At 67.2% G+C, this 12,555-nt stretch carries 9 protein-coding genes; 5 read left to right on the top strand and 4 right to left on the bottom strand.

Features of this window, described 5'->3' with window-relative positions; genetic code table 11:
• The first annotated feature begins 91 nt into the window (after positions 1 to 91).
• Positions 92 to 2,326 (top strand): NADP-dependent isocitrate dehydrogenase, encoded by a 2,235-nt coding sequence (locus CBY09_RS12700; RefSeq protein ID WP_094289970.1) that lies wholly within the window; start codon positions 92 to 94, stop codon positions 2,324 to 2,326.
• Positions 2,327 to 2,581: 255 nt separating this feature from the next.
• Here CBY09_RS12700 and CBY09_RS12695 read toward each other — a convergent pair whose 3' ends face one another.
• Complete coding sequence (locus CBY09_RS12695) at positions 2,582 to 3,883, bottom strand: hypothetical protein (protein WP_338025252.1); 1,302 nt, start codon at positions 3,881 to 3,883, stop codon at positions 2,582 to 2,584.
• Positions 3,884 to 4,143: 260 nt separating this feature from the next.
• On the opposite strand from CBY09_RS12695, the gene CBY09_RS12690 reads away from it, so the two are divergent.
• Entirely contained in the window at positions 4,144 to 5,103 is a 960-nt protein-coding gene (locus tag CBY09_RS12690) for a LysR family transcriptional regulator (RefSeq protein ID WP_094289969.1), read from the top strand.
• A gap of 83 nt (positions 5,104 to 5,186) precedes the next feature.
• On the opposite strand, the gene ggt is transcribed toward CBY09_RS12690, so the two are convergent.
• Complete coding sequence (gene ggt, locus CBY09_RS12685; RefSeq protein WP_094289968.1) at positions 5,187 to 7,064, bottom strand: gamma-glutamyltransferase; 1,878 nt, start codon at positions 7,062 to 7,064, stop codon at positions 5,187 to 5,189.
• 229 nt (positions 7,065 to 7,293) lie between these two features.
• Here ggt and CBY09_RS12680 point away from each other — a divergent pair, with 229 nt between their 5' ends.
• On the top strand, positions 7,294 to 7,755 hold the full coding sequence (locus CBY09_RS12680) for an Lrp/AsnC family transcriptional regulator (RefSeq protein WP_063462278.1): 462 nt from the start codon (positions 7,294 to 7,296) through the stop codon (positions 7,753 to 7,755).
• A gap of 37 nt (positions 7,756 to 7,792) precedes the next feature.
• On the opposite strand, the gene CBY09_RS12675 is transcribed toward CBY09_RS12680, so the two are convergent.
• A complete protein-coding gene (locus CBY09_RS12675) occupies positions 7,793 to 8,305 on the bottom strand; it encodes a DUF1993 domain-containing protein (RefSeq protein WP_094289967.1) in 513 nt (170 codons plus the stop codon).
• 188 nt (positions 8,306 to 8,493) lie between these two features.
• Positions 8,494 to 9,765, bottom strand: a complete 1,272-nt coding sequence (locus tag CBY09_RS12670; protein WP_094289966.1) for an MFS transporter — start codon at positions 9,763 to 9,765, stop codon at positions 8,494 to 8,496.
• Positions 9,766 to 9,830: 65 nt separating this feature from the next.
• On the opposite strand from CBY09_RS12670, the gene CBY09_RS12665 reads away from it, so the two are divergent.
• A complete protein-coding gene (locus tag CBY09_RS12665; protein ID WP_094289965.1) occupies positions 9,831 to 10,784 on the top strand; it encodes an AraC family transcriptional regulator in 954 nt (317 codons plus the stop codon).
• A gap of 40 nt (positions 10,785 to 10,824) precedes the next feature.
• Positions 10,825 to 12,408 carry a hypothetical protein gene (locus CBY09_RS12660; RefSeq protein ID WP_133066285.1) on the top strand — a complete coding sequence of 528 codons (1,584 nt, stop codon included), beginning with the start codon at positions 10,825 to 10,827 and terminating at the stop codon, positions 12,406 to 12,408.
• Positions 12,409 to 12,555: the final 147 nt, after the last annotated feature.

Here is a 12,555-nt window from a genome sequence, read left to right as displayed (position 1 = left end):
CCCCGAGCAAGGAGAATCAGAGAGCATCCGCGTTTGGCCCCGCTGTGACCCAGCCGGGGGCATTTACATACTCTGTTTCGTGAGACAAGCCATGACGACCCAGCAACCCACCATCATCTACACCCTGACCGACGAAGCCCCCCGTCTGGCCACGGCTTCCTTCCTGCCCCTGATCCGCACGTTTGCCGCGCCAGCGGGCATCAACGTGGTGGAGTCCGACATCTCGGTGGCCGCCCGTGTGCTGGGTGAATTCCCCGAGTTCCTAAAGGAAGATCAGCGCGTGCCCAACACCCTGGCCGAGCTGGGCAAGAAGACGCTGCAGCCCGATGCCAACATCATCAAGCTGCCCAACATCAGCGCATCTGTCTCGCAGCTCAAGGCGGCCATCGCCGAACTGCAGGCCAAGGGCTATGCCCTGCCCGACTACCCCGATCAGCCCAAGGACGACAAGGAAAAGGAAATCAAGGCGCGCTACGGCAAGTGCATCGGCTCCGCCGTGAACCCCGTGCTGCGCGAAGGCAACTCCGACCGCCGCGCCCCCAAGGCCGTGAAGGAATACGCACGCAAGAACCCGCACAGCATGGCCGAGTGGAGCCAGGCATCGCGCTCGCATGTGTCGCACATGCACGCGGGCGACTTCTACCACGGCGAAAAGTCCATGACGCTGGACCGCGCCCGTGACGTGAAGATGGAGCTGATCACCAAGAGCGGCAAGACCATCATCCTCAAGCCCAAGGTCAGCCTGCTCGACCGCGAAGTGATCGACAGCATGTTCATGAGCAAGAAGGCGCTGCTGGCCTTCTACGAAAAGGAGATCGAAGACGCGCGCAAGACCGGCGTGATGTTCTCGCTGCACGTGAAGGCCACGATGATGAAGGTGTCGCACCCCATCGTGTTCGGCCACTGCGTGCGCATCTTCTACAAGGATGCGTTCGCCAAACACGCCAAGACCTTTGAGGAGCTGGGCGTGAACGTGAACAACGGCATGGTCGATCTGTACAGCAAGATCGAAACGCTGCCCCAAAGCCAGCGCGACGAGATCAAGCGCGACCTGCACGCCTGCCACGAGCACCGCCCCGAGCTGGCCATGGTCGATTCCGCCAAGGGCATCACCAACTTCCACTCGCCCAACGACATCATCGTGGACGCCTCCATGCCCGCGATGATCCGCAACGGCGGCAAGATGTGGGACGCCAACGGCCGCCTGAAGGATGTGAAGGCCGTGATGCCCGAATCCACCTTCGCCCGCATCTACCAGGAGATCATCAACTTCTGCAAGTGGCACGGCGCGTTCGACCCCAAGACCATGGGCACGGTGCCCAACGTGGGCCTGATGGCGCAGCAGGCCGAAGAGTACGGTTCGCACGACAAGACCTTCGAGATCCCCGAAGACGGCGTGGCCAACATCACCGACCTGGCCACGGGCGAAGTGCTGCTGAGCCAGAACGTGGAGCAAGGCGACATCTGGCGCATGTGCCAGGTGAAGGACGCCGCGATCCGCGACTGGGTGAAGCTGGCCGTGAACCGCGCGCGCAACTCCGGCATGCCCGTGGTGTTCTGGCTCGACTCGTACCGTCCGCACGAAGCGCAGCTGATCACCAAGGTCAAGATGTACCTGCACGAGCACAACACCACCGGCCTGGACATCCAGATCATGAGCCAGGTGCGTGCAATGCGCTACACGCTGGAGCGCGTGATCCGTGGCCTGGACACTATCAGCGCCACCGGCAACATCCTGCGCGACTACCTGACCGACCTGTTCCCCATCATGGAACTGGGCACCTCGGCCAAGATGCTGTCCATCGTGCCGCTGATGGCCGGTGGCGGCATGTACGAAACGGGTGCGGGCGGCTCGGCCCCCAAGCATGTGCAGCAGCTGGTGGAAGAAAACCACCTGCGCTGGGATTCGCTGGGTGAGTTCCTCGCGCTGGCCGTGTCGCTGGAAGACCTGGGCCTGAAAACGGGCAACGCCAAGGCCAAGATCCTCGCCCAGACGCTGGACGCCGCCACGGGCAAGCTGCTCGACAACAACAAGAACCCCTCGCCCAAGACCGGCCAGCTGGACAACCGGGGCAGCCAGTTCTACCTGGCCATGTACTGGGCCCAGGAACTGGCCGCGCAAACGGCAGATGCTGACCTGGCCGCCAAGTTCGCGCCCCTGGCCAAGCTGCTCACCGCGAACGAGCAGAAGATCGTGGACGAGCTGAACGCCGTGCAGGGCCAGCCCACCGACATCGGTGGCTACTACATGCCCGATGTCACCAAGCTGGACGCCGTGATGCGCCCCAGCAAGACGCTGAACGAGGCGCTCAACACGGTGAAGTGAGCGGTGGCGTGAGCCGCTGGGTTGCTGGGCGCCTGGGCTTGCCGGAGGCGCTCAGCAACAGCGCAAGGGGTCCGCTGGTGGGTTTCAGGCATCAAAATGGCCCCCACCGCGCGACCACATTGCCCATATAGCTATATATTCAATAGCAAACAACAAAAGGGCCCCGCCGCAATGCGGGGCCCCTTTCTTTTGGGTGGCACCGATGGGGTCGTTGGCACCGTTGCGGCCACCGGTCGGCCCTTTAGGCCGGAGGCGTCACGGCCGGTCGCGGTCCACCACCCGGCTGGCCAGCGGCGCTGGCACATAGGCAGGCAAGAAGGCGCAGCCCTTGCCAAATTCGGCCTCGTAGGCAGGGCATTGCTGGGCGATGCCTGCGGGCGTGGGCTTGGCGCCCTCGCCTTCATTTACCCAGCGCAGCAGCGCCGCCATCAGCGTGGGATAGGTGGGGTCGCTCAGGTAGCTGTGGCCGCTGTGGCGCGTGAAGGTCTGCACCAGGCGCGCGCCGCTGCCCGCCTTGTCCATCGTGGCCTTGAACTGCGCATCCAGCTCGACAAAGGCCGTGGGGTCGTCCACGCCTTTCACGGTGAGCACGGGCACGGGGATCTGGCCCGTCGGGTCCGTGTCTGCGGCAAAACGCGCCACGGCCTGCGGGTCGGCGCGGTAGCGCAGCACACCCGCATTGAGCGCCGCATCGTCCGGCGAGCCCTTGTAGACCGCTCCCACATTGCCAAACGGACTCGCGCCCCCGGTGCGGTGCTGCACCACGTCGCGGTAGTGGAAGGTCGCCCAGTTCATGTGGCCCGGGATGGAACTGGCCGGGATGCGGATCACATCGACGAGGGTCTGCACCCTGCGCTGCTGCTCGGACGTGCGCTCGGCCACGGGCTTGTTCAGCGCCAGGCATTCGTTGATGCGCGCCGCCAGGTCAGCCTGGGTCATTGCGGCATCGCGCGGCAGGCCGGTGTTCAGCGGGTACTGCGCCTCGGTGGGCCGCGGGTGGTTGTTGCAGAGGTACTGGTAGACCACGCGCAGGTCGGTGCGGAAGTCGTACGAGCGCGTGCCGCCCGCGAGCACGCCGCTGGTCAGCAGCACGGCGTCGTAGGGGCGTTTTCCATCGGCCGTGCGCTGGAACATCTCGGCCCCTTTGGCCGCCACACTGGCGCCCCACGACTGGCCGTGCAAAACGGTGCGCTGCGGCTGGGCCACATGCTGCACAAAGATCTGGCGCAGGCGCTCGGTGTCCTCGGCAGCGGAACGCACTTCCACCCCGCCCTGGCGGAAGGTGCTGCCCGCCCAGGCATACCCCGCGCGGACCATGATGGACCAACGCTCCAGGTCCTCCACCGCACGCTCGGCCTTGGGCGCGCCCAGCGTGGGCCCGCCGTGCGCGTGCAGCACCAGGTGGCCGTTCCACTTCTGCGGAATGGCGATGAGGTAGTAGGCCCCGGCCGAGTCCTGGCCCGCAAGGCAGCGGGCGATGGCAGCCACATCCTTGGGGCAGGCCGCCGCCACGGGCGCTGCCTCGGCTGTGGTGGCAGGCGGGGGGGTGGTGGCCATGGGTGCGCAGGCCGCCATCGCCAGGCAGGCCAGGCCCGCGAGGGCCCAGCGGGGCCCTCGGGGCAAAAGAGGCAAAAGGGGTGGCAGGGAATGGGGCTGCAGTGCAGTCATGGCGGGGGTGTCTCCTGAAAAGTTCTTGGGGTGCGAGCCGGATGCCGCTGCATCGTAGAAACCGGCTTCCAATACGTCAAATAGGCAAAAATGGCCCTGGCGATACGATTTGCATATGACCACCCTCCCAGCCACCCGCAGGCACTGACATGGACATCCGCCAGTTGCGCTACTTTCTGGCCGTGGCCGAGGCCGGGCACATGACCCGTGCGGCCGAGCTGCTGGGCATGGCCCAGCCGCCGCTGAGCCAACAGATCAAGGCCCTGGAAAACACGGTGGGCCTGGTGCTGTTCAAGCGCCACGCCAAGGGCGTCACCCTGACCGAGGCCGGGCATGCCCTCCAGGCGGATGCCGCCCGACTGGTGCATGACTTCGACGCACTGCAAAGCCGCATGCAGCTGCTGGCCGAGGGCAAGACCGGGCGGCTCGTGATCGCCTTCACCAGCTCGGCCGCCGCCCATGAATTCACCCCGTTCGCCCTGCGGGAGTGCCGCGCGCGCCACCCCGGCCTCGTATTGGAGATTGGCGAAAACAACGCCGCCGAAATCACCGAGGCCGTGGCCGATGGCCGCCTGCACTGTGGCCTGCTGCGCGTGCCCGTGGCGCGGCCTGCGGGCCTGGTGTTCGAGACCCTGCAGCACGAGCCCGCCATGGTGGCCCTGCCCATCGATCACCCACTGGCACAACGCCAGCGACGCGGAAAACCGCTGCCTGTTGAGATTGCCGACCTGGAGGGCGAGCCCATGATCCTGGTGCGCCGCCCGGGCGCGCCCGGCCTGTATGCCAACCTGCTGGCGCTGTGTGCCGAGCAAGGCGTGCGCCCCCGCGTGGTGGCCGAGGTGGCGCGCATGCTGACCAACCTGAACCTGGTGGCGGCAGGCACGGGCATCTCCGTGGTGCCGTCGTCCATGCTGGGCGTGCACCGGCATGCGATTGCCTACCGGCCGCTGGTGGATGGCGGGCGACTGGATGTGCCGCTGACCCTGGTCTACCGCGCCGAGGACAACGTGGGCCCCACGGCGACGTTCACCACCCTGCTGCGCGCACTGGCAGGCGAACCACACCCGGTGGCGGTCACGGAGCCTCCACAAAAAAAGGCTGCCCGGTAGTCCACCCGGCAGCCTCTTCCTGCATCGGCGCTGCACCGGTTCGGGTGCGGCCGCCAATCATCACAACATCACCACAGCGCGGGTCAGTTGTTGCCCTGCGCAATCCCCTCGCGGCGGGGGTCGGCGCCACCGGCATAGGTGCCTGCACCTGGGTTGCGCGACAGCAGGCCCGCATTGCCATTGGACCGCAGGCCGTTGAACACCGCGCCATGCAGGCCGCTGGTGAAGGTGTCGGTCTGCGCCACGGTGTGGCCGCGCGCCTTCAGGCCGTCGCGGATGGCGGCGGTGTCGATCACCGAGCCCTTTTCGACGGATGTGGTGGCATTGGTCTGCGCGCCAAAGTTGGGCAGGTTGATGGCTTGCTGCACATTCAGGCCCCAGTCCGTCATGCCCAGGATGGTCTTGGTGGTGTACTGGATGATGGCGCTGCCGCCGGGCGAGCCAACCACACCCTCCAGATCACCTGTAGCGGCATTGAAGATGATGGTGGGCGCCATGGAGCTGCGCGGGCGCTTGCCGGGCTGCACGCTGTTGGCAATGGGGTTGCCCGCCGCATCGGTGGCCGTGAACGAGAAGTCGGTGAGCTGGTTGTTCAACAAGAAGCCGCGCACCATCTGCAGGCTGCCAAAGCCGTTTTCGATCGTGGTGGTCATGGACACCGCATTGCCTGCGTTGTCGATGATGGACAGGTGGGTGGTCGATGGCAGGGCCAGCGAGTTGTCCCGCCCCTTGGCGCCACTCACACCCGGTGGTGTGCCCGCCACGGGCGTGCCGATGCTCTTGCTCATGCTGATGAGCTTGGCGCGCTCCTTGAGGTAGTCGGCGTTGATCAGGCCGGCCTGGGGCACGCTCACGAAGTCGGGGTCGGCCACATACAGCGCGCGGTCGGCATAGGCCAGGCGATAGGCCTCGGACACCAGGTGCACCGAGTCCAGCGTGTTGGGCTTCATGGCCGCCAGGTCAAAGCCCTGCAGCAGGCCCAGGGTCTGCAGCACCGCAATGCCGCCCGAGCTGGGCGCGGGCATGCCACACACGCGGTATTGCACGCGGTAGACGCCGCACACGGGCTCGCGCACCTTGGGGGTGTAGCCGCTCAGGTCATCGAGCGCGAGCTTGCCGGGGTTGGTGGGGTGGCCGCTGACCTTGGCCACGATGTCCTTGGCAATATCGCCCTTGTAGAACGCGTCGGCACCGCCCGCTGCAATGGCCCGGAGGGTGGCCGCGAGTTCGGGGTTCTTGAGCAAGGTGCCCGCCGCCTTGGCCGTGCCGTCGGCGTTGAGGAAGTAGCTCGCACCGGGCTCGCCCTGGGCCTTGATGCGCGCTGCCGACCCGGCAATCGACACGCTCATGCGCGGCGAGATCGCAAAGCCTTCTTCGCTGAGCTTGATGGCGGGCTCGAACAGGTCCTTCCACGGCAGCTTGCCATGGGCCTTGTGGGCGGCTTCGAGCATGCGCAGCACACCCGGCGTGCCCACCGACAGGCCACCGTCCACCGCCGCCAGAAACGCCAGCGGCTTCCCATCGGCGCCGATGAAGAGGTTGGGCGTGGCGGCCTTGGGGGCGGTCTCGCGGCCATCGTAGGCCAGCAGCTTGTTGGCGCCCTTGTCAAAGTGCAGCATGAAGGCGCCGCCCCCAATGCCCGACGACTGCGGCTCCACCAGGTTCAGCACCATCTGCACGGCAATCGCAGCGTCGGTGGCCGTGCCGCCCTTGGCCAGGATGTCCACGCCCGCCTTCACCGCCAGCGGGTTCGCCGCCGCCACCATGTCCTTGTTGGCATAGCTGATGGCCTTGGGCGTGTAGCCCGAGGGCGGCTCGGGCGGCACGTACTGCTCGACGGGTTCGGGCGTCGCCACCGGCGTGTTGGGGCCATCGCTGCCGCCACAGGCCGCCAGCACCGCCAGTGCGGCGATGCTCAGGCCCAGGGCATAGGGTTTGCGTCGAAAAACAGAAGCCGTCATGGATGAAGTCCTTGGAAGAAAAGGAAGGGGAGGGGAACACGGGCCATCGGGCGCAAAACACGCCGCACCACGGTGGATGCAGGCCCCGGAGCTGCAGGCACAGACCGCAGATTCCGTGCCAGAAACGCCCGTCCAGTATGTGACACAGGCATGAAAATCATTTTGCTTTTATGCCCCGTATATCGCCAAATACGAGAAACGATTTTTCTTATTTGCCGTGAAACAGAATCTGGATTCCATTGACCGCCAGCTGCTGGCGATGCTGCAGCAGAACGCCGAGACGCCGCTGGCCGAGTTGGCCGATGCCGTGCACCTTTCCAACACACCCTGCTGGCGGCGCATCCAGTGGCTGCGGGAGAAGGGCTATATCACCCGCCATGTGGCCCTGGTGGACCCGCGCAAGGTGAATGTGGGCGTGACGGTATTTGTGGCCGTGAAAACCAGCCAACACCACCAGCAGTGGTTCGACACCCTGCGCGACGTGGTGATGGGCATCCCCGAGATCGTGGAGTTCTACCGCATGAGCGGCGACGTGGACTACCTGCTGCGCGTGGTGGTGCCCGACATCCGCGCCTACGACGCGGTCTACAAGCGGCTCACGCAGGCGGTGGCGCTGTCGGACGTGAGTTCGAGTTTTGCGATGGAGGAAATCAAGTTCACCACCGCGCTGCCGCTGAACTACGCGCAGTAGCCACACCGGGTCGTGGCCGCCTGCGCGATGGCCCGGATCAATACTGGCCCATGTAGTCGCGCTTGCCCAGTTCCACGCCGTTATGCCGCGCAATGGCGTAGGTCGCGTTCACGTGGAAGAAGAACTGCGGCAGGCCGTAGTGCAGCAGGTAGTGCTCGCCCACAAACTGCTTTTCGCGCGGCGTGCCGGGCTGGATGGTGATGGCGCGCGTGGCGGCATCGGCAAATGCAGCCTGCGGCAGGCCTTCGATGAACGCCAGCACGGTGGCGATGCGCTCATTCAGCTCGGCAAAACCGGGGCGCTCGGCGTCGGGGAAGGACGGCACCTCCACCCCGGCCAGGCGCGCGGCCACGCCCTTGGCGAAGTCGCAGGCAATCAGCACCTGGCGCGCCAGGGGGAACATGTCGGGGAACAGCCGCGCCTGCAGCAAGGCATCGGGCTCGATCTTGCGCGCCGTGGCATGGGCCTCGGTCTTGGCCAGGATGTCTTTGAGCGAGCCCAGCATCTGGCGGAACACGGGAATGCTGGCGTTGTAGAGGGGTGAGGTCATGGGGGGTCCTGGAAGTGGTGTGAGGGCTGCGCGTTGCAGGCCATGCAAAGGCCCCCGCGCAGTCGCAGCGATTGCAACACAAGCCCGCCAAGCCTGTTGGCGCGCACGCAGAAGCCCCGGCACACCCGGCCCATTGATGGATGCCCCACCGACGATCCACCAACGAGAGAGCGCTTCACCTCTCCCGATCAGGCAGCGGTTGCCAAGGGCCGCGCGGCCCGTGCCGCCACGCCCACACCCACCAGCGCTGCCGACACCACACTCAGCACCAGCGTGAAGGCCGAGCCGTAGAAGATGCCCGAGGTCATGCCATGGTCCAGCATGGCGCCAAACGCGGGGGCTGCGAGGCAAAAGCCCAGGTCCAGGCCCGAATACACCGTGCCATACACCCGGCCCGTGGCGCCGGGCGGGGCAGCGCGCTTGATGAGCATGTCGCGCGAGGGGCCCGCCAGGCCCGTGCCCAGCCCGGCCACCGAGGCCACCACCACCGCCGCCATGCCGGGCAGGAAGCCCAGGGCCACCAGCACCAGCAGCGCGGCCGAGCCCAGCAGGCACACCGAGATGATCTTCTCCAGCCGCTGCACACGCCCCACCAGGAACCCACCCACCAGCATGCCGGCCGCGCCACACAGCATGTAGCCCGTGACCACCATGGCCGTGATGTTGAGCGGCAGGCCGTACATGGACTGCAGCGCGGGGCTGGCGAAACTCTGGATGGCGCTCAGCGCGCAGGTGCTCCAGAAAAAGAACGAGAAACACAGCCACACCGAAGGCAGCTTGAGGAAGGCCATGGGGTGCTCGGGCTTGGCCGCCCCTGCCCCGCCTTTGCCCTGGTGCGCCCAGACACCCTGGCGGTCGTCCAGCGCATCGCGGTTCCAGACCATGATGGCCAGCACCACCAGGGCGAACAGCCCCCCGCACAGGCAGGCCGTGCGCCACGAGCCCGTGGCCGTGGCAATGCCCGCCATGAACACCGGCGCCGTGGCCCAGCCCAGGTTGCCGCTGATGCCGTGCACCGAAAAGCCGTGCCCCAGGCGCTGGGGCGACACGCGTTTGTTCAGGATCGTGAAGTCCACCGGGTGGAACGGCGCGTTGCCCAGCCCAGCCAGCGCGGCCGCCAGCAGCAGCCCCCAGTAGCCCTGCGCCGTGCCCGCCGCAAGGCCTGCCGCCGCAAAACTCGACAGCGCAAAAAACATCACCGGCCGCGCGCCCACGCGGTCCACGATGAAGCCTGACAGCGCCTGGCCCACGCCCGAGATCACAAAAAACACCGACACCAGCAGGCCCAGCTCGGAGTAGCTGAAGCCGAACTCGCCGATCAGCCACGGAAACAGCGGCGGAAGCAGCATGTGGAAGAAATGCGAGCTGCCATGGGCCAGGCCGACGAGGCCGATGGTGCGGGCGTCCTGTCGCAACGGGACAGGGTTGGCGAGGGTGCCAGAGGAAGAGGAAGCGGTCATGGGGCTGATCTTAGGCAGGGTGGCCCCGGCAGGTTTACGATAGGCAGACAACTTTTGTCGCAAACATGCCAAACCCGCGCACCCGACCCGCCGTGCCTACGGCGCCCACCGAACCGACGGTGGAACACTTTGCCGCCCAGGTCGTGCCGCGTGCGCAGGCCGGAAAGCCGCGCGGCCTGTCGTATGTGGACTCGCTCACGCCCGAGCTGTTTGTGCCCACCGCAGCGCGCCCGGTGCGCGCCAAGCTGCGCTGGCTGGCCGCCGACACGCAGGTGATGCCGCACAGCCACCCCTGGGCGCAGGTGGCGATATCGACCACGGGTGTGATCCGGCTCACGGTGAACCACGGCACCTACATAGTGCCGCCTTCGCGCGCGCTGTGGATTCCGCCCGGCGTGGAACATGCCGTGACCATGGTCGAAGACGCCGACCTGCGCACGCTGTACTTCCACCAGCCCCGGGGTCGCTGCGGCCCCGGCGTGCCGCGCGACCAGGAAGACGCCTGGCGCCAGTGCCGCGTGCTGGAGGTGTCCGACCTGCTGCGCGCCCTGGTGCGCGAGATGCCCACCGCGCCCGACGGCGGCCCCGCGATCAGCCCCGCCGACCTGCGGCGTGAACAGCATTTGAGCGCCCTGGTCAGGGGCGAACTGGCCCGCGCCGCCGCCGTGAAGCTGGGCGTGGACCTGCCCCAGGACAAGCGCCTGCGCCACCTGTGCGAGGCCGTGCTGGCCGACCCCACGCGCCACGAAACCCTGGCCGACTGGGCGCAGGACACGGGTGCCAGCCCGCGTACCGTGGCGCGGCTGTTCCGCTCCGAACTGGGCAGCACCTTCACCCAGTGGCGCCAGCAGGTCATTTTGGCCAAGGCCGTGTCGCTGGCCGCCGGGCGCATGCCCATGGGCCAGATCGCCGCCGAGCTGGGCTACAGCGCGAGCGCCTTCAGCGCCATGGTGCGCAAGTCGGTGGGGCAGCCGCCGGGGCGGTTTCTGGGGCAGCAGCACCCGGGGCCGGCGCCATAACCTGGGCAAAGCGTGCCGACGCCGATACGATGCGTTGAGCATGACGAACCACCGCAACCCACGCCCCCATCTTTCAGCTCTGCTGGCCGCACTGGGGTGCGTAGCGGCTTCGCTGGCCCACGCCGCGCCACTGGACGTGACGCCCGACACGCTGATCGAGCGCGCCAACCTCCTGCGCGACGCACGCGAGCGCCCCTGGGACCCTGACACCGGCCGACTGGGAAACTTGCGGCACGTGCACATCATCGCCAACGACTGCACGGTGCGCGTGGTGTCCGGCGCGGAGAACCGGCTGTTCCTGGGCAGTGGCACCTTTCGGGCAGCCGACAGCACCTATAGCGGGGACCGCCAGCGCACTGCCAGGCTGCGGCCGTACGACGTGACGATCAGCGCCGCGCAGGGCGCGTCGGCCATCCCGCGCGTGGGCGCTGACAACGCAGCCGTGTGCTTCACGCTGCAGCTGGCCACGGCCCACGAACTGTTGCTGCGCGGGGACAACCTCAAAGTGCTGTTTGACCGGGTGGACTTGCCGGTGCTGCGCATGTACGTCAACCCCAGCCATGGCGTGAAGCTGTGGTTTCACGACGTGCGCCTGGGCCTGCTGAGCGTGAGCTCGAACGCATCGGTCGTGGCGGGTGGCACGGGCCAGGTGCAGTGGCTGCAGCTGGCCAGCTCGCAAAGAAACACAGCGCTGCTGTTCCACGACATGGACGTGCGCCACGCGGGCGTGACCGCCACCACCACCCGGGCACGGTTTTCCATCCGCATTGGCGCAGAGACAGACGCAGGCTACTACCAACCGGCCAGCGCGCCGGGCAAGATCGCACTGGAGTACCCGATCTGGATCGACGGCCCCGTCAGCGCGCTCAAAGTGCCTGCGGGCCGCGTGAACCCCATGCCCCTGACCAGCGCCCTGCGCGATGAAACCCGCGCGCTGCAGCAGGACGTGATGGGCCTTGCGGGCCGTCGACCGGTGCTGCCAGCGCCTGACCCGGGCTCTGCGCCGCCCCCAGGGGCGCAGGCTGCCAGCGGTGAGCCCGTCTCGCCGCGCCAGCGGGTCAGCAATGTGCTGCAGCCGCTGCTGCCCAGCGGCATGACCCTGGGCAAGATCGACCTGTGGAAGGACGGCGCAGCGCTGGAGGGCCGAGCGCCCGACGACGCGGCCGTGCGCCAGTGGGTGCAGGTGCTGGAGCGCTCGGGCGAAGTCCGCAACCCGCAGGTGGCCTGGGTCCGGCGCGAGGGTGAGCAGGTGGCCTACCGCGTGCTCGTCAACTTTCTGTGCGCGGCGCCGGGCGAGCGCAGCGTGTGCCTGCCAGCCACGGGCAGCGCCTACACCCAACAGCAGGTGGAAGACGCTCTGCGCCCGGTGCTGGGCAACGGGGTGACCCTGACCAAGCTGGTGCTGCGCGACGGCAAGCGCGGCCAGCTTGTCGAGCTGGAGGGAGGCGGCAGCGAGGCAGAGGTCCGCGCGGCGCTGGAGCGCGTGCGCCAGCAGATACCCTGGTTGACGGCATCGAGCTATGGCATTGGCCAGGGCTCGTTCTCTGCCCTGCTGCGCATGGTGTGTGCGGTGCCTCCGCCCGCCACCCCCGGCATTTGCGCTACGCCCAGCCCGCCCCGCTGAGCCAAGGGACGGTGCTTCAGCACTCCAACAACCCCTCCCCGCGCATCCAATAAGCTTGAACAGCTATTAAAAAGTGAGCGTTTTGATACCCCCGTGACCGCAGCGTGCTGCGTCTGCCGCTAAGGTGCTGGCTGTCTGCTCCTGCCC

The sequence above is a fragment of the Acidovorax kalamii genome (assembly GCF_002245625.1).
In the GTDB taxonomy this organism is placed as follows: domain Bacteria; phylum Pseudomonadota; class Gammaproteobacteria; order Burkholderiales; family Burkholderiaceae_C; genus Acidovorax; species Acidovorax kalamii.
The sequence above is the reverse complement of the archived record's forward strand: the minus strand, read 5'-3'. Positions and strand labels throughout refer to the sequence as shown.